This window comes from Vibrio sp. KUL70 (genome assembly GCF_059725515.1).
This window is the reverse complement of the sequence record NZ_AP045834.1, coordinates 1,226,244-1,248,738: the sequence shown is the minus strand read 5'-3', so window position 1 is coordinate 1,248,738 and position 22,495 is coordinate 1,226,244. Positions and strand designations below refer to the sequence as shown.

Genomic DNA, 22,495 nt, shown 5'->3' with positions numbered 1-22,495 from the left:
GATAGCTCGACAAAGGTATCAAAACACAAAGGGCCCGATAATTAATATTATCGGGCCCTTTTTCCTATATTGATTTTAACGTTACAAGCCTGTTTTCATAACACAGAATTAGGAATGAACAGCTCTTTGATGCGCTTAAGCGAAGTGAACTGACCAAACATAGGTTTATTTTCTAAGTGTCTTCGTAGCATGTCCGCTGCAACTGTTTTTATCACGGTTCTGGCGTCTTCTCTGCTATATGAACGATGAAACTCAAACACTTGCCCCCACTCACCCGCTGGCGTCGACAACGCTACGCTGAAGGTTTTACCTTCAAGTTTGCCGGTGACAATTGCGAGCTCAGTGGCGCACTTCTCTTTTGTCGCTCCGGCTAAGGCCAATGTTGCAGCCAAAGGATCGCTTTTATCAATCTCGCTCCCTTTACTCTCCGCCATCACCCAAGAATGACCAAAGCAGTTTTCAAGATTTTCGTCGGACTGTAACCAAGCAGATAAAGCCCCCTTAGTCGACACTTCTGACACAGATAAGGTTTGTTTTTTTTCGCTCAACAAATGCCCCAAATGCTCAACCATTGGCTCGTCTACACTCACTACATTGCCTTCCAGCAGCTTATAAACCATCTGAAGCAGTTTTACACGAACCTCAAGGCCCGCTTTAGGCCCGAATAGCTTCACTTCAATAAAAGGTAAGTAAGAACGGTAACCTAGTTCGTACCCTTCTGGCAGCTTGAGTTGATCTAGAATATCTGAGATACCGGATTCGGAGAGCCCAAAGGTGAAGAGCTTGCTGCATTCAAACGCGCTGGCTTCTGGGTAGCTTCGAGAGAGGTCTGGTAGGATTTGGTCCTTCACCATCTTTTTAAACTCACTCGGAACACCAGGAGTGAAGTAGAAAGTCGCGTCATTAATTTTAAGTTTGAAACCGCAAGCCGTGCCAACAGGGTTATCGACGATCTGTGAACTTTCAGGCAGCATTGCTTGTTTGAGGTTACTGTCTGGCATTTTAGCGCCACGCGCAGCGAACATGCTCTCCATACGCTGTAACCAATCAGGGAATAGAACCAATTTTTGATCAGTTGCGCTCGCAGCAGCAGCGGCACTCATGTCGTCCGTCGTTGGCCCTAATCCACCATTAACAATGACCACATCGTAGTTAAAACTCAGCATCAAAAGCTCTTCCACCAGCGCACCCATTTGGTCACCTACCGTGGAACGTTTTGCCAATGCAAAGCCGTGTTGATAGAACTCAGCGGACATCCAAGCGGCATTCGTGTCTACAATGTCTCCGTGAAGAACTTCTTCACCTGTACTTAACATTGCGATTTTGGTCATATTTTTATCCCTTGTTGTCATGTTGAGACGCGGCATTATTTGTAAAGTGGTCTATCTTCAATGTTTAGGCATTCAAGTCATTTCACAAGTATTAATGATGTGAAATTTAAGATTATCTTTAAGTATGTTCACAATTATTAGTTCCAAAAATCAGACAATTAATGGATAATTGTGACTCTGCTCAACTTATCATTTTTCATGGAGACCCTTGTGGCCAAATCCCCGTTATTAACAAAGGTTACTGCTGCATTTTCAATACTAATGTCAGCAAATTCGGTTGCAAACCAATACGACTTTGACCAACCATTCAACCTTTCATACTCGGATGATTGCGCACAAGAGTACTGCGTAAATGATAACTTGTATACCTACAAACCTAATACCAATTACGCGCTGAGTGAACCAAGCGACGAGTACGATTTCAGTATCCAACAGCCGATGTATCTTACCGTAAGCGACGAGAAAGATTGGGATTACCTGATGGGCCAAACCTACACTATTCTTGGTCTTAGTGTTGCAACTGTAGGTTTAATGACGTTTTTACCAGAATCCATTACCAAGTGGGATGATGACCAGCGTGACTTAAGTAAGCTTGGTCAAAAGTGGAAAGATAACGTCTCTGATGGCCCAGTATGGGACCGAGACGAGCACTTCTTGAACTATATAATGCACCCGTATTTCGGCGGCGTTTACTATACTGCGGCTCGCCATGCAGGTTACAACGAGTTTGAATCGTTCATGTATTCATGGACTATGTCAACCTTCTTCTGGGAGTACGGTGTAGAAGCGTTTGCAGAAATCCCATCTTGGCAAGACCTTTTCATCACTCCCTTTTTCGGCGCCGTTGTCGGTGAGCTTATGCTAGAAGCTGAGCAGGACATCGTAATGAGTGGCGGCGAAGTGATGGGCTCTAAAACCGTTGGTGATGTCTCTCTGTTCTTCTTGAACCCTGTTGGTCATATTCATTACTGGGTAAGTGATGCTTGGGGTGGTGATGCCGAAGTCAATCTGAACACCAACCCTTGGTGGGGTAACCAAGATGCCGCTAAATTTGCATACGATGCTGGTGCAGCATACGACTCGCAATTTGTCGGCATGAACTTCAAAGTGACCTTCTAAGTCACTCATTAAATGCAAATCTTTCTAAAAGGCGACTTACGAGTCGCTTTTTTTGTGCCCCAGTCTTCATTAACTTGATTCGCGCCGCGGCTTATTTTTAAAAATTGACGCAGGTCAAATATTGTTCTAATCCAGCTTCTAAACTGTAAGTAAGACAGATTATCTCGTTATTTCAAACGCTTATTAATAGCGTTCAATTGAATCTTTGGGGGCTGATATGAATAGCACATTTATCGTTAACTTTATTGGTAAAGCATCACCTGCAACCATCAAACAACTCGCTGCAGTCACTCATGAAAACGGGGGTAAGTGGCTTATTAGTAAAGTGAATTTCATTGAGGATCAAGTCGCCGGTGTTATCAAAATAGAGCTCCCTGCAATGAATGAGTCCACGGTCAAAGAGGCGTTTAGCGCCAATGTAGACTTAATCGTCCAATTTGTTGATGCCGACCACTCTCCGCAAGTTCAAGATACGATCCACCATCTACGTTTAGATTCGAACGATCGCGCCGGTATCGTCAACGAAGTCACTCACGTGTTAGATGGCCAAGGCATTACAATTCTCGATATGGACTGTCACCGAGTGTTTATCGCAGGTGGCGGAGGTGTCAGTTCAAGTCTGTTTACCGCCAAAATTGCTGTAAAACTTCCTCTTGAAGTACCAATCCAAGACGTAGCAAACGAACTTGAGACACTGAGCGAAGACACACGCGTTATGATTGAGAGTTGATTCACTTTCTCCTCCGGTGAAGCAAATCATCGGAGGAGCAAAACCTCCCCTCCTTCTTCCACTCCATCCTATAAACCACTTTGGATCCTTACATTACTTACAAATTTTATGTATAAATTCTACTTAAATCATAATTTTAGCTAGTGAAATAGGATTATCGGATTGCATTTTTTGTTACCATACGGCTACTTTCATTAACTTAGTCACTTAGGTTCATACATGGATAGAAACAAGCCGAGTTGGCCTCTTAATGCCGTCTCAGTAATCCTTCTAACTTCACTTTTTACAGGCTGTCAAAGTGGCCATGAAGATAGTGGTGATGGGTCCACAAACCCGACAGCCGTCAGCATTTCCATCCCAGAGACACATAGCGTGACCGAGCCAAGCTCAGGTTCTCGCACGGAAAGCGTGACCGTCACTCTTTCAGCCGCGCTTACTAACGATGTAAACCTAACCGTTACCACTTCCGACGTATCGACTCGTTCAGCGGGTAGTTTTAGGAACTACGACCCACTAAGTAGCTCCGTCGTAACTATTCCAGCAGGTTCAACAACCGCAACGCTACCGCTTAATGTATTGCACAATAATGTCTTTGAAGGCGCTAAAACGCTCCAATACTCGATTACTGCTCCTTCAAGTTCGTCGTACACCATTACCAATAACCAAACTACCGTAACGATCAACGATGCGAACAGCCAACCTACTATCGGGTTTAGCAATAGCCTAAGTACCGTCGTTGAGGGTGATAGCGTTGTACAACAAATGGTGCTAAGTAATTATTCAAGCCAAGACATCACAATTACCTTGGTTCAAACCGGTATTGCGGCATCAGACGACTACACTGTTGATATGGCGAGCCTCAACGTTACGCTCCCTGCTGAAACGCTGACGTCAGACATTACGTTCTCTGCTAAAGATGATGGTTTTAACGAAGGTGGCGAATCTGTCATTTACACAATGACAGAAGTTGGGAATGCTACGATTGACTCTGCGAAAAACACGCTAGCCTTCTATATTCCAGGCCAGAAGAATTTCAATGACACTGGCTACGTAACCTATTACGACGGTACCGCTTTCGATAGCACTACCCCACCAGCCAGTCATCCAAATCAAGATGCGGACTATGGTTTGGATAAAACCAATGGTACAGAGCACTCAGATGGCGAATATGGTTTTCGTTATACCAAAATCGATTCTCACGGCAACCCAATGGATCCAAGTGCAACAAGCTGGCGCTGTGTAAAGGATGAACACACTGGCCTTTACATCGAAGCAAAACAAGCCCCAACAGCTTTACCAAATCAATCTGATATCGACACATGGGTTGAAAACCATAAAAATAACCCAGACGCTTACCCTTATCCATATGATGCAGAGTCTTCAATGTGGCGCAGCTCATCGTATACGTATACTTGGTACGACGCAGATAGCACAACTAATGGTGGATACGCAGGAGCACCCAACGACGCACTATATAGTGAAGGGCCGATTTCGTCTGAATGCGCATACCCAGATGATAACTCAGGTACTCGCAACTGTAACACCAGCAGCTATGTTTCAAGTCTAAATACTTACGCGATATGCGGTATCACTGATTGGCGTTTACCTTCACCAGTGGAGGCGCGTTCATTCATTAACTTCAACGTTGGCACATCGCCTAGTGGCTCAGTGAACTTCTTCCCTAACCTTGGAGATCATCTGTTCACTCACTCAAGCTCTGTAAAGCAAGACGGTAGTGCGAGATGTATCGACTCTCAAACTGGTGAATTGGAACTGTGTAACAAGAACATCACAGGCTCAACAGGAATCGTCGCGGTAAGTGGAGGAATCGAGTAATGAAAAAGAAATTATGCTTTGGCGCTATTGCCGCTCTACTAAGTGCAAATGCTATCGCTCAAACATGTGTCACGACGCAAACCGCTTCTCATCAAGAAGGGCAGTTTATCGATCGTAAGGATGGCACTCTGCTAGACGTAACAACGAACTTATTGTGGTCAAAATGTAACTTAGGCGAAACCTACAACGTGTCTACAGATACTTGTGACGGAACCGCGCTAAAGTACCAAAATTGGAGCGATGCTTTGATTGTAACTGAGGACACCACGCTAACAACAATTGCGGAGCAATCCGGTTTTAGACTTCCAAACATCAAAGAGTTGAGTTCAATCGTAGATTACCGCTGCACTCGACCAGCGATCAACCTAACTTTCTTCCCAACAACGACCAATGAGCCTTATTGGACTAATACGCCAGATGCTCATAGTATCAATAGCCATTATGAAGGTCTTATTATCGACTTTGACGAAGCCCTAGAAGTGATTACTGATCCTAGTAGTGTGCCTTCGCCATTGGTGCGCTTGGTAAAAGAGTTTAACTAAGACTCTCTAATCCCATACAAAAAGAGCAACCCATCGGTTGCTCTATTTATTTCAATCTATTTTACAGACCACTGCGATAATGAACGCTTAAAGTCCGAATAATCGAATTCGTTTAGCTGCTGTACTTCGCCACTTGAGCGCTCACAGTAGACTGAAGGCATACGTAAACCGTTAAACCAGTTTAGCTTCACCATTGTATAGCCAGCACTGTCTAAGATGTGCAGACGCTGACCAATCTCTAGCGGCTCATCAAAACTTGCTTCACAGAACTGATCGCCTGCCAAACAAGAACAAGATCCAATGACGTAGTCATGCTTGCCACTCTCTGACGCTTCCAAGATAGATGCTGGCTCGTCATAGATAAGCGTATCTAAGCGGTGAGCTTCGGTTGCAGAGTCAACGATTGCAGTCTTCTTTACATTCTCTACGATGTCGACCACAGTCACCACAAGATCGGTTGTCTTAGTGATGATCGCCTCACCGGGTTCAAGGTACATTTGAACGCCGTGCTTCTCAGAAAATGCTTTTAGTGCAGCACCTAGCTTTTCAATGTCATAACCTGGCCAGGTAAAGAAGACACCGCCGCCCATGCTCACCCAGTCTAGCTTATCAAGGTATTCACCGAACTGATCAGAAATTGAATCTAGCAAGCCGATAAACGCATCCACATCTTTGTTCTCACAGTTCATGTGGAACATCACACCATCAATATCTTCAAAGATTTCTGGTTTGATGTGGTCTGCTTGAACGCCTAGACGAGAGAACTGACGAGCAGGGTTAGCCAAGTCTTGACCTGCGTAGCTGACACCCGGGTTCAAACGAAGGCCAATCGACGCTTTTCCCTCGATGATGTGTCGGTAAGCTGCTAACTGAGACTGCGAGTTGAAGATCATCTTGTCACAGATGTCCGCTACTTCACGTACATCATCTTCGCTGTAGCCCACACTGTATGCATGAGTTTCGCCACCGAAGGTCTCGTGGCCAAGTTTTACCTCGAACGGGCCAGAGCTTGTTGTGCCGTCTAGGTAAGGCTTAATGATGTCGAATACGCCCCACGTAGAGAAGCATTTCAAGGCCAATACCAATTTAACGCCAGAAATTTCTTTAAGCTGTTTTGCTTTCTCTAGGTTCTCAATCAACTTATCTTCGTTGATCATAAAATATGGGGTTTTAAGTTCTTCTTTCTTAAATGTCATTTTCTATACGCGCTCAAGCAGCATCTAAAGATGGAAAGGTAAATTAAACAAGTTTGGTGTGATTTATTTTGATTTTGTCCTGTTCGAACGCAGTGAGTTACAAAATCAAAATAAATGATACCAAAGCTTTAAGGAGATCATCATCGAAAAGGGAACAATCCATGTCCCCTTTAATTAACAATCAAAACAAGAAACAGATTCTTATTTTTTCAGCTCGTGAATCACAGGAAGACCTTGGCCTGCTTCAAGCTCTTGAACATGCCAATCTAGACCAATACTCGGCATAGTTTCTAGGAATGGGTCTGGGTTTAGCTGTTCCATGTTGAACACACCTTTGTCTGCCCACTCACCACGGAAGAACTGAAGTGCAGCTGTGATTGCTGGCACACCAGTTGTGTAAGAGATCGCTTGGTGCTCTACATCTTCGTATGCCACTTCGTGGTCTGCGTTGTTGTAGATGAACACGCTGCGCTCTTTACCGTCTTTCTTGCCTTGTACCCATGTACCGATACACGTTAGACCTGTGTAGCCCGGTGCAAGTGATGTTGGATCTGGTAGCAGTGCTTTAAGGACGTGCAGAGGTTGAACCACAGTTCCATCGTGCAGCGTTAGTGGATCTGGGCTCAGTAGGCCGATATCACGCATGCAGTTGAAGTAGTTTAGGTACTTGTCGCCAAAGCCCATCCAGAACTCAATGCGTTTCGCTGGGATGAACTCTTTCATTGAACGAACTTCATCGTGTGCCATTGAATAAACTTTATGAGAACCACAGTTCGGGAAGTCAAACTCTAGCATACGAGAGTGACACGGAACCTGTTTCCACTCTTCGTTTTCCCAGTAGAAAGAATCGCCTTGGATCTCAAGCATATTCGTTTCTGGATCGAAGTTAGTTGCGAACTTCTTACCGTGGTCGCCAGCATTAACGTCCATGACATCGATAGTGTCGATCTCATCAAACAGGTGCTTAACCGCGTAAGCAGCGAATACTGAAACCACACCTGGATCGAAACCAGCACCAAGAATACCTGTGATGCCCGCTTCTGCGAACTTCTCACGGTAACCCCACTGCCAATCGTAAGCTTGAGGAACCTGCTGACCTTCAGAACATAGGTCAACCGCTACTGACGTATCTAGGTAAGATACTTTTGCTTGGTAACACGCTTCCATGATCGCCATGTTTACCCATGGGGGACCTGCGTTGATCACTAGATCAGGCTGAACTTCTTTGATTAGAGCAACAAGTGCATCAACGTCATCTGCGTTTACAGCGCGAGCTTCTAGTTTCTTAGTTGAATCTTTAAGGTTGTTTTTACCTTTGATTGATTCGATGATCTTTTCACATTTCGCGATAGTACGAGATGCGATAGTAATGTCACCCAGAACGTCGTTGTTTTGTGCCGCTTTATGTGCAACAACCCAACCTACGCCACCTGCACCAATTTGTAGAATTGCCATAATATTTATTACCCTTGTTGTTCTGCTAGCTCAGCCGCTAGATTATGAATTTTTGTAATTAGAGATTCGAAGTCTGCCATGTCTAAACATGGATTTAGGATGGTGAACTTCAACGCGCTTTTGCCATCGACCATAGTTTCACCCAGTACTGCGACTCCGCGAGTTAGTGCTTCTAATCTTAATGTTTGGTTAAACGTATCTAAATCCGTAACGTTGCTGTTAACTGCTCTAAATAGCACTGTTGACAATGCTGGTTCCGCCAATAACTCAAAACCTTCATGATTTTGAATAAGGGCAGAGACCTGAAGAGTTTGCGCTAACAGGTGATCATACATCTCGCCCAGTTGTGCCTGCCCTACGCTCTGCATCGTCATAAAGACTTTGAGCGCATCAAAACGCTTGGTCGTTGCAATCGACTTATCAACCAAGTTTGGTAGTTCATCGTGCTCACGGTTCAAGTAGTCCGCATGATGCAATAAGAACTGGAAGTTTTGCTTATCTTTCAGCAACAGCGCGCCACAGCTGATCGTTTGATAGAACAGCTTATGGAAATCCACACTGACAGAATCCGCTTTCTCAATGCCTTTAAGACGTGATTTATGGCTGCTGAGGATCAAAGCACCACCGTAAGCACTGTCGACATGGAACCACAACTCTTGCTGCTGAGCGATCTGCGCAATCGACTCTAAGTCATCAATCGCACCGTGATCGGTTGTACCTGCCGTGCCCACAACTGCGAACGGAATCAGGCCTTCATCTTTCAGTTCCTTAATCGCTTTTTCTAACAATTCGGTTTTGATGGTGCCATTGCTGTTGGTATCAACACAGCACACCGAATTTTCACCAAGTCCCAACAAAGAAGCCGATTTCTGGACAGTGAAGTGCGACTTTTTAGAGCATAAAATACGTAATTTTTTTGCGTACTCTGGAAGACCCAATTTTTGAATAGAGTGACTATCGATTTTGTTCGCGATCCAGTCGCGTGCCAGTAGCAGCCCCATTAAATTGCTTTGGGTTCCACCACTTGTGAAAATGCCATCGCTCTTTTCACCAAGCTCGTACTTGCCACACATCCAGTCGATCACTTTCTGCTCAACATAGGTAGCCGCAGACGCTTGATCCCAGGAGTCCATTGATTGATTAAGTGCCGCAATCATAGACTCAGCAGCAACCGATGCCATCAATGGTGGTGTGTGAAGGTGTGCAATACAGTCAGGGTGTTGAACAAAGATGGAGTTCTTAGCAACCAAGTCAGCCGTATCTTCCACCACATCAACCAGTGAACCTTGAACGTTATCAAGATCGACTGCGGTAATTGCAGCTTCTAGTAGTTTAGGCTCGAGACCCGAATATGGGGCATCTACTTGTTCGAACACCGACTTCATTGCTTGAGTGGTTTGATTAAGAACCTTTTCAAATTCGTCGCTGCCACCTACACCTGTATGGATGAAGTGTTTCTTCCATTCACCGTTTGCACTGCCAGATTCAACATGGCTACCACCTGCAGCAAGAATCGCTTCTTCCATCACGCGAAGGGCAAAATCAATCTGTTCAAAGGTGATGATCATTGGAGGAAGGAAACGAATAACAGAGCCTTCACGTCCACCTTTTTCAACCATCAAACCGCGCTCAAGAGCTGCTCGTTGGATTTTCAGAGTCAGATCGCCGTCAGCAACGGGCTCACCAAAACGGTTCTTCTCACCGTTAGGGCTTTGAATCTCAACACCTAACATCAAGCCTTTACCACGAACTTCAGCAATACAATCAACACGTTGCTGTAGCTTTTCTAAACCGTGGCGAAGATATTGACCCGCGATATTCGCATGTTCAACAAGGTTGTCTCGCTCAATAATCTCTAGTGCTTTCGCACCTGACACCATTGCCAATTGGTTGCCACGGAAAGTGCCGGTATGCTCACCCGCTTTCCAAGTATCAATACTCTTATCGAAAACCAACAGTGACATTGGTAGGCCGCCGCCTATCGCTTTAGACAGACATAGGATATCTGGATTAATGCCAGACTCTTCAAATGCAAAGCGGTGGCCTGTTTTGCCCACACCGCACTGGATTTCATCAAAAATCAGTAGGATGCCGTACTCATCACAGATGCGTCGTAAACCACGTAACCAAGATGCAGGCGCTGGAATAACACCACCCTCACCTTGCACTGGCTCAACAATCATCGCGGCAGGCTTCATAATACCCGCTTCGTCATCGGCTAATAGACGTTCAATGTAACGAAGACTTGCTTGCGCACCTTGCTCACCGCCAAGACCAAATGGGCAACGAAGGTTGTATGGGAATGGCATAAAGTGCACATCAGACATCAGGCCACTACGACGCGCTTTCGTGCCTAAGTTACCCATCATGCCCATAGTACCGTTGGTCATCCCGTGGTATGCGCCACGGAAAGCAAACATAGTATTACGACCGGTAGTCTGTTTGGCTAACTTAATAGCAGCTTCAACCGCATCAGCACCCGATGGACCACAGAATTGAATCACTGAATTTTCAGCAAAGTCTTGTGGTAAGAATCCTTTAACGCGATTGATAAAGGTCTCTTTCGCCTGAGTTGTGATATCTAGAGTTTGATACGGTAGACCTGAATCCAACTGAGCTTTTAATGCTTGGTTGATCTCTGGGTGGTTGTAACCTAGCGCTAACGTCCCAGCTCCTGCAAGACAGTCTAGGAAGATTTGTCCGCGAGTATCTTCCACCAGAGCACCATAGGCGCGTTTTATTGCAATCGGTAGACGTCTTGGGTAAGAACGAACTGCCGATTCGTTTTGCTCTTGTTCAAGCAAAATAGCGTCTGGTGTAAGATCATAAGTGCCTTCAACGACTGGAACTGAAGTTGAAAACGAGTGTGCGATAGTATTTGTATCGACTTCAAAGGCGGTAGTCATAAAAAATCCCTTGAATGTATTCATACTCCCTCCTAACAGCACATTGCTAGAAGCGAGGTATAGTTGTACGCCCGTGCAAGTCAAATGACAAACACGACCAAGCGCCGCCTAACGACAGCAAAATTTACTTAGCGTAAAATCAAGGTTCAGTAATACTACTGTTTTGAAGGATCGGGCAAAGGTGAAGTACCGGCCCAATTGGATGTGAAAAGCTGATTCGCAGTGTTGTGTTAAGTGAGTTCAATGTTGGGTTTCCCATTAACATGGCACCAAGCGCCATAAGTATCCCGTCTATCAGTTAAAGAACTAACTGATACCTACCCTACGCAGTGTCACAATCAGCCTGAATGGTCACTGCGCGTATCCCCCAGAAGCAATCGTTGTCCAATCCGAGATTGGGCGGGAAAGTAACATAGTTTCTAACACACTAGCAATAGTTTTTAATATTAGGACTATAAATACGAGGGATAGGTAAACTCGTCGCGAAACGGAATAGATCCCCGGCTCGCTTGATCCACACGACCGAGGATGACGAAAATAACTCCAGTCGACCGTCATTCCCTAAAACGAGGGACGAGTGCACAGGGAATCTCAAACAGCGCGTGAATTTTTCAAACATCGGAATACAAAAAAGGCTCATCATTTCTGATGAGCTTTTTTGATTTGGAGCGACGCGGCCGGCTAGGACACGGGGTCAACTCGTGACCTAATGGCTCAAATAGCTTTACGATCTCACAGATGCAAAAAAAGGCTCACCGTTTCCGGTGAGCCTTTTTCAATTTGGAGCGACGCGGCCGGCTAGGACACGGGGTCAACTCGTGACCTAATAACTCAAATAACTTTACGACATCCCAAATGTAAAATAGCCCGAACATTGCTGTTCGGGCTATTCGATTTGGAGCGACACACGAGGTTCGAACTCGTGACCTCAACCTTGGCAAGGTTGCGCTCTACCAGCTGAGCTAGTGTCGCATTTGCTAAACTAAGTTTAGACTTTATAGATGGTGCCCCGGGCCGGACTTGAACCGGCACAGCGCGAACGCCGAGGGATTTTAAATCCCTTGTGTCTACCAATTCCACCACCAGGGCACGCAATTCTTTATTGCGATGCCGTTACGATTCGTAAACACCATCTTAATGTCGATGCTAATCGACATTACAAAATTTGGAGCGACACACGAGGTTCGAACTCGTGACCTCAACCTTGGCAAGGTTGCGCTCTACCAGCTGAGCTAGTGTCGCATAGTATTCAAACTCAAGGTTTGAATGGAGGCGCCTCCCGGAGTCGAACCGAGGTCCACGGATTTGCAATCCGCTGCATAGCCACTCTGCCAAGGCGCCTTAGTAACTCCAACCGAATCGCTCATTGCCATCCTCTTGGGTACGGGATGCATTCTACGGAATCACACGATTGAGTCAACACTATTTTTGTATTTTTAATTCGTTTGAATAGTATTTATACGAAAAGGGCTAAATAGCTAACTTAATGTACAAAAAGGTCGAAGGAATAGGCGATTAAAGTTGATCACCATCACACTGTCACGTCATATGATTACGTCAATGATGAAATTCAAAGATCAAAAAAGCGAGTCTAAGCTCGCTTTTCTCAATTAATGATGTTGTTCATCCAACAAGTCATCTTTGGCTGCCATTAAGTATTGAGCCATTGACCAGTATGTCAGGATAGTTGCGATATAAAGCGCGGCGTAACCGACCCAAATCATCCAGTCGTCGTAGCGCCAGATTAACACCCAAAGCGCAAACATCTGAGAAACAGTTTTAACCTTGCCTACCCAAGAAACCGCAACGCTTGCGCGCTTACCAATTTCTGCCATCCATTCTCGAAGTGCTGAAATAATAATTTCACGTGCAATCATGGTTACTGCTGGAATCGTCACCCAAATTGAGTGGTAGTGTTCAGTAATCAGAATCAGAGCCGTTGCTACGAGAACTTTATCGGCTACAGGGTCGATAAAGGCACCAAAACGAGAAGTTTGGCCTAGCTTACGCGCTAACATACCATCTAGCCAGTCAGTAAATCCGGCCACCCAAAAAACCATCGCAGCTGCAAAAGGAGCCCATTGATAAGGTAGGTAGAAAACGATAACGAATACTGGGATTAAGAAAAGTCTCAGTAGGGACAAAATGTTGGGTATATTCAAACGCATATTATTAGGCTCTTATCCATTGCGCGTTTATGGTGCGGGATTTTTACTATTGTTTCAATGCTTGATAAATGTTTTCTGCCAAAGAATGACTAATGCCCGGCACTTTGGCTATTTCTTCAACACTTGCACGCTTAAGTTCTTGCAGTCCACCCATATATTTCAACAGAGCTTGGCGACGTTTTGGCCCCACCCCCTCGATTCCTTCAAGCGCACTCGTGCGACGTGTTTTACCACGTTTCGCTCGGTGACCAGCGATTGCATGGTTATGGCTCTCATCACGGATGTGCTGGATTAGGTGCAAAGCTGGCGCGTCCGTTGGTAAGTTAAACTCTTCGCCTTCCAGAGTGATTAGGGTTTCAAGACCGGGCTTACGAGTAACCCCTTTTGCAATACCCATCATTCTTGGTCGAACAGGCCAATCACCCCAGTATTGCGAAATAATCTCATGAGCACGGTTCAGCTGCCCTTTACCGCCATCGATAAAGATAATGTCTGGAATCTTATCCACATCCAGTTGCTTGGAGTAACGGCGCTCTAACGCTTGACCCATCGCAGCATAATCATCGCCTCCGGTGATACCCGTGATATTATAACGACGGTATTCCTGCTTCACTGGACCTTCTTGGTTGAATACGACGCAAGACGCGATAGTGCTCTCACCCATGGTATGACTGATATCAAAACACTCCATACGCTTGATGGCATCCATAGACAAGACATCTTGAAGCTCTTTAAAGCGCTGATTAATCGTCATTTTATGATTAATCTTGGTCGTTATTGCCGTTAACGCATTGGTGTTCGACAACTTGAGATAACGACCTCGGGTTCCGGAAGGGTTGGTATTGAAGTGGATCTTTCGACCTGCGACTTCACACAAAGCTTGTTGAATCGGAGTCACATCCTCAATCAAGTCAGCATTGAGGATCAAACGAGTTGGGATGGTTCTCGCTTCATTATGTGCTAGATAATACTGACTCAAGAAGCTCGAAAACACCTCTTCCCTAACCGTATTGTTTGGGATCTTTGGAAAATGACTACGGCTACCCAACACCTTGCCCTGACGAATCATCAAGATATGAATACAAGCGACACCGTTTTCTTGCGCAAAGCCGAGTACGTCCATATCTTCCATTGAATCGTCAGATACGTATTGTTGCTCTTGTACTCGACGAATCGCCTGAATTTGGTCGCGAAATGTCGCTGCCTGTTCAAACTTAAGTTGTTGGCTTGCCTGCTCCATTTTTTGGACCAGAGTTTCCAACACTTGATTGTCTTTCCCTTGCAAGAATAAGCGCACATAACCAATCAGTTCTGCATACTCTTCATCGGAGATGATTGAACTGACACAAGGCGCGGCACATCGACCAATCTGATACATCAGACAAGGGCGAGTACGATTCGCATAAACGGTATCTTCACATTGTCGAGCTGGGAATATCTTTTGCAGCAAGTGCAGGGTTTCTCGCACTGCCCCAGAATCAGGATAAGGTCCGAAATACTCCCCTTTTTTCTTTTTTGCACCACGGTGCATCGACAGTCTTGGGTGTTTGTGACCACTGATGAAGATATAAGGGTAAGATTTATCATCGCGCAGCAAAACGTTGTACTTAGGTAAGTACTGCTTAATGTAGTTGTGCTCGAGGATTAGGGCTTCTGTCTCGGTATGTGTAACCGTTACGTCTATCTTGGCAATATTGCTAACCAAGGCACGCGTTTTCTCGCTATCGACTTTTTTACGAAAGTAGCTAGTGAGGCGTTTCTTTAGATTTTTTGCTTTGCCGACATAGATAACAACAGCCTCGGCGTTATACATACGATAAACGCCGGGCTGTTCTGTTACGGTCTTTAGGAATGAGACTGAGTCAAATGAGGATGTCACTATATAATCTCAGTGCTAGAGGGTCTCGGTGTCTAGCATTCCGTGTCTAATCGCTAAGTGAGTAAGCTCTACATCACCGCTGATGTCTAGTTTACTAAACAGTCGGTAGCGGTAGCTATTCACTGTCTTAGGGCTTAGATTAAGTTGTTCTGAAATGTCCGTTACTTTCTGACCTTTGGTGATCATCATCATAATTTGAAGTTCACGCTCAGAAAGATCAGCGAATGGATTTTCAGAGGCAGGCGAGAATTGGCTCAGTGCCATCTGCTGCGCAATTTCTGGTGAAATGTAACGCTGACCGCTGTTTACCACGCGAATCGCATTGACCATTTCGTCCGGACCTGCCCCTTTAGTAAGGTAACCAGCAGCTCCAGCTTGCATCACTTTAGTTGGAAACGGATTTTCCGTATGAACAGTTAAAACGATGATTTTAATGTCTGGGTTAAAGCGCAAAATCTTCTTGGTTGCTTCTAAGCCACCAATACCAGGCATATTCATATCCATCAAAATGACGTCGGTATTATTAGTACGACACCACTTTGCTGCTTCTTCACCGCTTTCAGCTTCCCCTGCTACGTTCATTCCACGGACGTCTTCAATAATACGTCGTATCCCTGTGCGAACCAGCTCGTGATCATCTACAAGGAAAACATTTATCAAACTTGTATCTCCACACTATTAATTGGCTCTGCAACCACCGTATTGATTCATCTAATTGAAACAATTGAATAAAGGAACAGTGGATCGCAGCATTGCTGTTCATCTTAACTTAAATCGTTAAAAAAAGCTCTGTTGAATATGTGCTGAAACGCGAACTTTAGCAAGTACTTATTTACAAGAGCCACAGTTATTCAGCTAAGCTTTATTAAAAAACAATCAGTTAAGATGCCAATCATTTAATTTACACAAGATAAATATATTTTCAATACCGCGATTTGAACAATTGTTACAAATTCACCTTTTTGTTCGGTAAGTCCCGTTATCGAGTCGCTAAAAGCAAAAAAAACTGGCTATTTTTAATCACTTTTGTCTCAGCTTCGACACTAAGTGCTAGAATCGCATCTTGTTTTAACACCAAAAATTATTACAGGCGACAATATTGGATATTCAGCAAGGCTTTGTGCTGACAAGACAAGCAAGAGATTTTTCTGGCCAGACTCAAATTGATATTTGGGTCAGTACTCCGGATGGGCCAACTTTGCTTACTGTTAAAGGCGAGCGCCCAATCTTCTTCATCGAGCAATCGAATATCGACACCTGTATCAAACTCGCTAAGGAAGCAGGGATTGAGTGCGAAATAAAAGCCCTGGAACTGACCAACTTCTCGCACACACCGCTAGCAGGTTGCTATACACGATTAATTCGTGAAAGCAGCGCCTTAAACCAAGTCTTCAATCAAGAGTCTATCGTGACGTTCGAGGCTGATATTCGTCTCGCCGATCGCTTCCTAATGGAAAGATTCATTAAAGGCAGCATTGAGTTTACCGGCAATGTCACTTCTCGAACTCAGCACCAGCGTGTCACTAACACTAAATGTCGAGCCGGCGATTACTTACCGACCCTATCTGTCGTCTCATTAGATATCGAGTGCTCAGAGAAAGGTATCCTCTACTCTATTGGTCTAGATAGCCCAATGGACAGTCGCGTTATCATGGTGGGTCCAGAGCAGGCAGCCGAAACCGCTATTCAATGGGTTAAAGACGAAGCGGCACTATTAGAAGCCATGATAGATTGGTTTAAACGTTATGACCCCGACGTCATTATCGGTTGGAACGTGATTGATTTTGATTTCCGACTGCTTCACAAGCGGGCTGAATGGAACAAAATAAAACTCAATATCGGTCGCGATAATCAACCTAGCTTCTTTCGCAGTTCTGCTCAAAGCCAGCATGGGTTTATCACTATCCCTGGGCGTGTGGTTTTGGACGGTATCGATATGCTCAAAACCGCAACCTACCACTTCAAGTCTTGGTCTCTAGAGTCGGTTTCTCAAGAGCTACTCGGTGAAGGTAAAGACATCCACAATGTGCACGACCGCATGGATGAAATTAATCGAATGTTTAAGTTCGATAAACCTTCACTTGCCAAGTACAACCTCCAAGACTGTGTTTTAGTCAATCGCATCTTTGAACATACACACCTTATTGAGTTTGCTATTGAACGATCTCGCTTAACTGGTGTTGAGCTTGATAAGGTTGGTGGCTCTGTGGCGGCCTTTACTAATCTCTACTTACCTCAGATTCATCGAGCTGGCTACATTGCGCCAAACTTACAGCCTGAGAACTGGATTGCTAGTCCCGGCGGTTATGTGATGGATTCCATCCCGAACCTTTACGATTCAGTGCTGGTGCTCGACTTTAAGAGCCTATACCCATCTATCATCCGATCTTTCCTCATCGACCCAATGGGCTTGATTGAAGGGTTGAAGCAAGAGATTGGCCGCGATGATGGCCAAGCCGTAGAGGGGTTTCGGGGTGGACAGTTCCATCGAAATAAACATTTTCTACCCGAGATGATTGAAACCTTGTGGGCTGCGCGTGATGTTGCAAAAAAGAACAATGAAAAGGCCTTCTCGCAAGCGATCAAAATCATCATGAACTCATTCTATGGGGTTTTGGGCTCATCCGGTTGCCGCTTCTTCGATACTCGTTTGGCGTCATCGATTACCATGCGCGGGCATGAGATCATGAAACAAACCAAGGTACTTATCGAAGAGAAAGGTTATCAGGTTATCTATGGTGACACTGACTCCACATTCGTGTCTCTGAATGGTAGCTACAGTCAAGAAGATGCGGATGAGATCGGGCAATCACTCGTCGCGTATATCAACGCTTGGTGGACACAACACCTCAAAGACAAATACAACCTGACTTCTATTCTTGAACTGGAGTACGAAACTCACTATCGCAAGTTCTTGATGCCCACTATTCGTGGTTCAGAGACAGGTTCAAAGAAACGCTATGCTGGTCTAATTGGCGAAGAAGGCGATGAGAAGATTGTCTTCAAAGGGCTAGAAAGTGCCCGTACCGATTGGACACCACTGGCACAGCGTTTTCAGCAAACTTTGTATGAGATGGTTTTTCATGACCAGGACCCAACCGACTACGTCCGTAATTTTGTCGATGAAACAGCCGCTGGCAAACACGACGACTTGCTGGTTTATCAAAAACGGCTAAGACGAAAGCTGCACGAGTACCAAAAAAACATTCCTCCACAAGTTCGTGCTGCACGCATGGCGGATGAGATAAACGAAAAGCTAGGGCGCCCTCTTCAATATCAAAACAAAGGGCGTATCGAATATTTGATTACCTTAAACGGCCCTGAACCTAAAGAATACTTGAAGAGTGCCATCGACTATCAACATTACATCGATAAGCAGTTGAAACCTGTCGCGGAAGCGATATTGCCGTTTATCGGACTCGATTTTGAACAAGTCAGTGGTCAACAATTAGGATTGTTTTAGACCCAGTTATTCCTAATAACAAAAAGCAGAAGCGCCGTGCTTCTGCTCTCTTTCATCCACTGGCTTCTAACCAATCCTAAACTCGGTTTTCTCGTACTGTTTGACCAACCATTCACCAAAACCATCGAGAATACCTATTACAGAACGCTTCGGTACCGGTTTGCCTGCAAGAAGTATCCCTAAGCGTTGAATCTCAACCTCTCGATCCGGATGATATTTTAGAAACTGTTGACCACATTCGCGTGGATCGTCATACCAATACTTGTCTCGGTACATGATCAGCGAATAACTGGCTCTGAGTAGCTTTTTAGCAATAATAACTTGCGCGGCAACCTGCTCTTTAGGCGTGGCAGCTCTGGCAATCCTGTTGCGGTAAACCGCTAGCCAGTTTTCGACATCCATATTCCAGTGCTTAGCAATCTCCCAACTGGTTTCGAAGTCTCCATAGCAATCTGAAAGATCCTCACCATGTACGCATACCGCTAGGTGCTTAAGCATAAAGCCCCAAGTGAAGATATTCTCAAAGTCGACAATGTCACTGACTAAAGCAGTTTTAATAGAGACTTGCGTTACCTGAGGAAAGCTCTTTTGGAAGCGCCACTTAATCGTATTGAGTAGTGTGGTTCTTTGATCAGAAAACGAACGGTGCGTGACTACAACAACATCAAGATTAGACTGCCCAGGTTTTGCCGTTTTCCTCGCTACACTGCCATAAATGTAAATGCTATGAAGATTCGAACCTAAGCCACTTTTCAAAAATGTAATCAGGTCGTTTACCACAGGTTGAAACTCAGGCTGGAAAGGCGCTTTCGGGTCAATAACAGGTAGCTGCATAAGTGAGTTCGTCAATAAATTGAATGATTTAACTATTTCTCTATGATCGCTTAGGAGACTTTATGATTCAAGCTATTCCTATTTATAGGTTCTCCGAGATATAATCGCCGGATAGAACCAATAAGGATAAACACAAAATGCCTAGAGCAAGTGAAATTAAAAAAGGTTTTGCGATCGACGTAGATGGCAAAACGCTTCTAGTTAAAGATATCGAGATCACAACACCAGGCGGTCGTGGTGGTCAAAAGATCTACCGTTTCCGTGGTAACGACGTAGCAACAGGCGTAAAAGCTGAAGTTCGCCATAAGGCTGACGAAATCGTTGAAACTATCGATGTGACTAAGCGCGCTGTCATGTTCTCTTACGTTGATGGCAACGAGTACATCTTCATGGACAACGAAGACTACACGCAATACATCTTTAACGGCGAGATGATCGAAGACGAGCTTTTATTCATCAACGAAGAAACTCAAGGTATGTACGCAATCCTAATCGATGGTAACGCTGCAACACTTGAACTTCCAACTTCGGTTGAGCTTGTTATCGAAGAGACAGACCCGTCAATCAAAGGCGCTTCTGCTTCTGCTCGCACTAAGCCAGCTCGTTTCGCAACAGGCCTAACCGTTCAAGTTCCAGAGTACATCGCAACGGGTGATAAAGTTGTGATTAACACTGCTGAACGTAAATACATGAACCGCGCAAGCTAAGATGCTGATATGACTGAAGCTAATGACTTAATGTCTTATGATGATGCAATCGACACTGCATACGACATCTTCCTAGAGATGGCACCGGATAACCTAGAGCCTGCAGACGTGATTCTATTCACTGCACAGTTCGAAGATCGCGGCGCTGCTGAACTTGTTGAAACGGGTGACGATTGGGTCGGTCATGTTGGCTTTGAAGTCGACAAAGAGATCTACGCTGAAATTCGCATTGGTTTAGTAAACGAAGAGGACGACGTTTTAGATGACGTTTTCGCGCGTATGCTGATCAGCCGAGACCCAGACCATAAGTTCTGCCACATGCTGTGGAAGCGTGACTAGAACTTAAGCTTGTGCTGCTCAGTTCAATGAGTACACCAATATCTTAGCCGGGCTTTATGCTCGGCTAATTTTTGTTACCGATTTCACCATTACCAATTATGACCAAAGCAAAAACTGATACTCAGTCAAAAGGCTATGCCTGTATTGGCTTGGTAAACCCCAAAACACCAGAAAACGTAGGCTCAGTTATGCGTGCAGCAGGCTGTTACGGCGCAAATTCTGTGTTCTATACAGGCACGCGCTACGACCACGCACGTCAATTCCATACCGACACTAAAGAGAAGCACTTAGAGCTACCACTGATTGGTGTTGAAGACCTAAAAGACATTATTCCGGTAGGGTGCGTACCTGTTGCTGTAGATTTGATTGAAGGCGCTAAGCCTCTGCCTGAATACAAGCACCCTCCTCGCGCGTTCTACATTTTCGGCCCTGAAGATGGCACATTGAAGAAAGAGATCACCGATTTCTGTCGCGAGACGATTTACGTTCCAACCAATGGTTGTATGAACTTGGCTGCAGCGGTGAACGTGATTCTTTATGATCGCATGGCAAAAGGCGATAACTTCTCGAATCATAAATAAAAAATCAGATGCGAGAGACGAGTTACGCGATGCGAAAAGAGTTGTAGACTCGCTTAAGCGAAATACTAGTTGCGAAGAGATTAATAGATGCGCGTAAACGAGATGCGAAGAGCGCACATACTGCCGATTGAGTCAGTTTGTTCGCTGCTCGATGACTCTCATCCCGCATCTTTCCCTTCTTCCAGATGCAAAAAAACCTGCTAACTTAGCAGGTTTTTTAGTATTCAAAAGAAGTCGTTAATTACTGACGAGTTCTTGGCTTAGCTGGCTTGTTCGGGCGGTTCGTGTTGTTGCCACGAGAACCATTTCCTGAACGAGAGTTGCTTGGCTTGCCCTTGCTGCTCGGTGCGCTGCGACCTGCATCTGGCGTTGTTGTGCCGCGAGTTGCTGGCTTCTTGCGCTTAGGTTGGTTGCTACGACCTTTTGGTGCGTTTGCACGCTCTTCGTGACGCTTAACAGCACGACGAATCTTCTGGCTACGAGAACGCTCACGTTTACGTGACGTGTTCGAAGGGTCAAGATCTAGTAGCGTCTCTTTCTCAGGCTTAAGCTCTACCAATTGACGTAGGTAGTTTACTTCTTGAAGATCGAGCTCTTTCCAACCGCCACGAGGCAGTTTCTTGTCTAGGTAGATATCACCGTAACGAACACGCTTTAGACGGCTTACTGTCGTTTCTTGTGATTCCCAAAGACGACGAACCTCACGGTTACGACCTTCGTTGATCGCTACGTAGAAAGTATGGTTCATACCTTCGCCACCAGCGTAAACGACGTCTTCGAATCGAGCCATACCATCTTCTAGCTCAACACCGCGTACTAGGTTTTTAACCTTCTGTTCAGTCACTTCACCGAATACACGTACTAGGTACTCACGCTCAACCTGGCGGCTTGGGTGCATTAGACGGTTTGCAAGTTCACCATCAGTTGTAAACAGTAGTAGACCAGATGTGTTTGCATCAAGACGACCTACCGAGATCCAACGTGAACCGCGGATTTTAGGTAGACGATCAAACACAGTACGACGACCTTCCGGGTCGTGGCGAGTACAAAGCTCACCTTCTGGCTTGTAGTAAGCAAGTACGCGACAAACCACTTCTTCAGACGCTTTACCTGATACAGTGTGACCATCAATACGAATCACTGAGTTTTCGTCTTCTAGACGCTCACCCAATTTCGCGACTTGGCCGTTAACACTTACACGACCTGCTCTGATTAAAGCTTCCAGCTCACGACGAGAGCCGTGACCAGCTCGCGCTAAAACCTTCTGTAATTTTTCGCTCATTTACTCTTTTCTACCTAATTGTCGTCTTCACAGACGTCGAATGAAATATACGCGACCAAAATCGCGGTCGCGCATTATCGCAAAGAACCTTTGAAAAATCACTCGTTATTTACACATTACCGTCGAA

General features: G+C 45.1%; 17 protein-coding genes and 4 tRNA genes. 8 read left to right on the top strand and 13 right to left on the bottom strand.

What is annotated here, in order from left to right:
• Positions 1-95: 95 nt before the first annotated feature.
• Positions 96-1,331 (bottom strand): CinA family nicotinamide mononucleotide deamidase-related protein, encoded by a 1,236-nt coding sequence (locus AC6I7V_RS05685; protein ID WP_498011512.1) that lies wholly within the window; start codon positions 1,329-1,331, stop codon positions 96-98.
• Between the two features lie 210 nt (positions 1,332-1,541).
• Between AC6I7V_RS05685 and AC6I7V_RS05680 the strand changes: the two genes are divergently transcribed.
• The 4 genes from AC6I7V_RS05680 to AC6I7V_RS05665 all read left to right on the top strand — a co-directional run bounded on the left by AC6I7V_RS05680 (position 1,542) and on the right by AC6I7V_RS05665 (position 5,558).
• Positions 1,542-2,450, top strand: a complete 909-nt coding sequence (locus AC6I7V_RS05680) for a DUF3943 domain-containing protein (RefSeq protein ID WP_261882941.1) — start codon at positions 1,542-1,544, stop codon at positions 2,448-2,450.
• Between the two features lie 217 nt (positions 2,451-2,667).
• On the top strand, positions 2,668-3,180 hold the full coding sequence (locus AC6I7V_RS05675) for a glycine cleavage system transcriptional repressor (RefSeq protein ID WP_372065394.1): 513 nt from the start codon (positions 2,668-2,670) through the stop codon (positions 3,178-3,180).
• A gap of 219 nt (positions 3,181-3,399) precedes the next feature.
• Positions 3,400-5,016: a DUF1566 domain-containing protein gene (locus AC6I7V_RS05670; RefSeq protein WP_498011511.1), complete on the top strand. Its 1,617-nt coding sequence runs from the start codon at positions 3,400-3,402 to the stop codon at positions 5,014-5,016.
• Positions 5,016-5,558, top strand: coding sequence for an Lcl C-terminal domain-containing protein (locus AC6I7V_RS05665; protein WP_498011510.1), 543 nt, complete (start codon positions 5,016-5,018; stop codon positions 5,556-5,558). The genes AC6I7V_RS05670 and AC6I7V_RS05665 overlap by 1 nt, the downstream gene beginning before the upstream one ends.
• A gap of 56 nt (positions 5,559-5,614) precedes the next feature.
• On the opposite strand, the gene nspC is transcribed toward AC6I7V_RS05665, so the two are convergent.
• From nspC to uvrY, 10 genes are all read right to left on the bottom strand, one after another.
• Entirely contained in the window at positions 5,615-6,754 is a 1,140-nt protein-coding gene (nspC, locus tag AC6I7V_RS05660) for a carboxynorspermidine decarboxylase (protein WP_498011509.1), read from the bottom strand.
• Between the two features lie 201 nt (positions 6,755-6,955).
• The gene (locus AC6I7V_RS05655) at positions 6,956-8,209 is read right to left on the bottom strand and encodes a carboxynorspermidine synthase (protein WP_261882937.1); all 1,254 of its coding nucleotides are present in this window, start codon (positions 8,207-8,209) and stop codon (positions 6,956-6,958) included.
• Between the two features lie 8 nt (positions 8,210-8,217).
• Positions 8,218-11,139, bottom strand: coding sequence for a pyridoxal phosphate-dependent class III aminotransferase (locus tag AC6I7V_RS05650; RefSeq protein WP_498011508.1), 2,922 nt, complete (start codon positions 11,137-11,139; stop codon positions 8,218-8,220).
• Positions 11,140-12,011: 872 nt separating this feature from the next.
• Positions 12,012-12,087 (bottom strand) — tRNA-Gly (locus tag AC6I7V_RS05645).
• 30 nt (positions 12,088-12,117) lie between these two features.
• A tRNA-Leu gene (locus AC6I7V_RS05640) sits at positions 12,118-12,204 on the bottom strand.
• 77 nt (positions 12,205-12,281) lie between these two features.
• Positions 12,282-12,357: transfer RNA gene (locus AC6I7V_RS05635), tRNA-Gly, on the bottom strand.
• 25 nt (positions 12,358-12,382) lie between these two features.
• Positions 12,383-12,456, bottom strand: a tRNA-Cys gene (locus tag AC6I7V_RS05630).
• A 269-nt stretch (positions 12,457-12,725) separates the two neighbouring features.
• A complete protein-coding gene (pgsA, locus tag AC6I7V_RS05625; RefSeq protein WP_032549299.1) occupies positions 12,726-13,283 on the bottom strand; it encodes a CDP-diacylglycerol--glycerol-3-phosphate 3-phosphatidyltransferase in 558 nt (185 codons plus the stop codon).
• Positions 13,284-13,329: 46 nt separating this feature from the next.
• Complete coding sequence (gene uvrC / locus AC6I7V_RS05620; protein WP_084181804.1) at positions 13,330-15,162, bottom strand: excinuclease ABC subunit UvrC; 1,833 nt, start codon at positions 15,160-15,162, stop codon at positions 13,330-13,332.
• Between the two features lie 15 nt (positions 15,163-15,177).
• Complete coding sequence (uvrY, locus tag AC6I7V_RS05615) at positions 15,178-15,822, bottom strand: UvrY/SirA/GacA family response regulator transcription factor (protein WP_032549301.1); 645 nt, start codon at positions 15,820-15,822, stop codon at positions 15,178-15,180.
• 439 nt (positions 15,823-16,261) lie between these two features.
• Here uvrY and AC6I7V_RS05610 point away from each other — a divergent pair, with 439 nt between their 5' ends.
• Positions 16,262-18,625: a DNA polymerase II gene (locus AC6I7V_RS05610; RefSeq protein WP_498011507.1), complete on the top strand. Its 2,364-nt coding sequence runs from the start codon at positions 16,262-16,264 to the stop codon at positions 18,623-18,625.
• A gap of 66 nt (positions 18,626-18,691) precedes the next feature.
• On the opposite strand, the gene AC6I7V_RS05605 is transcribed toward AC6I7V_RS05610, so the two are convergent.
• Positions 18,692-19,459 (bottom strand): nucleotidyltransferase domain-containing protein, encoded by a 768-nt coding sequence (locus AC6I7V_RS05605; protein WP_261882933.1) that lies wholly within the window; start codon positions 19,457-19,459, stop codon positions 18,692-18,694.
• A 137-nt stretch (positions 19,460-19,596) separates the two neighbouring features.
• On the opposite strand from AC6I7V_RS05605, the gene efpL reads away from it, so the two are divergent.
• The 3 genes from efpL to AC6I7V_RS05590 all read left to right on the top strand — a co-directional run bounded on the left by efpL (position 19,597) and on the right by AC6I7V_RS05590 (position 21,086).
• Positions 19,597-20,166, top strand: a complete 570-nt coding sequence (gene efpL / locus AC6I7V_RS05600) for an elongation factor P-like protein EfpL (protein WP_032549304.1) — start codon at positions 19,597-19,599, stop codon at positions 20,164-20,166.
• Between the two features lie 9 nt (positions 20,167-20,175).
• Complete coding sequence (locus AC6I7V_RS05595; RefSeq protein ID WP_032549305.1) at positions 20,176-20,505, top strand: HI1450 family dsDNA-mimic protein; 330 nt, start codon at positions 20,176-20,178, stop codon at positions 20,503-20,505.
• 98 nt (positions 20,506-20,603) lie between these two features.
• Positions 20,604-21,086: an RNA methyltransferase gene (locus AC6I7V_RS05590; protein ID WP_032549306.1), complete on the top strand. Its 483-nt coding sequence runs from the start codon at positions 20,604-20,606 to the stop codon at positions 21,084-21,086.
• Between the two features lie 241 nt (positions 21,087-21,327).
• Here AC6I7V_RS05590 and rluB read toward each other — a convergent pair whose 3' ends face one another.
• Positions 21,328-22,368 carry a 23S rRNA pseudouridine(2605) synthase RluB gene (gene rluB, locus AC6I7V_RS05585; protein WP_032549307.1) on the bottom strand — a complete coding sequence of 347 codons (1,041 nt, stop codon included), beginning with the start codon at positions 22,366-22,368 and terminating at the stop codon, positions 21,328-21,330.
• Between the last annotated feature and the right edge of the window lie 127 nt (positions 22,369-22,495).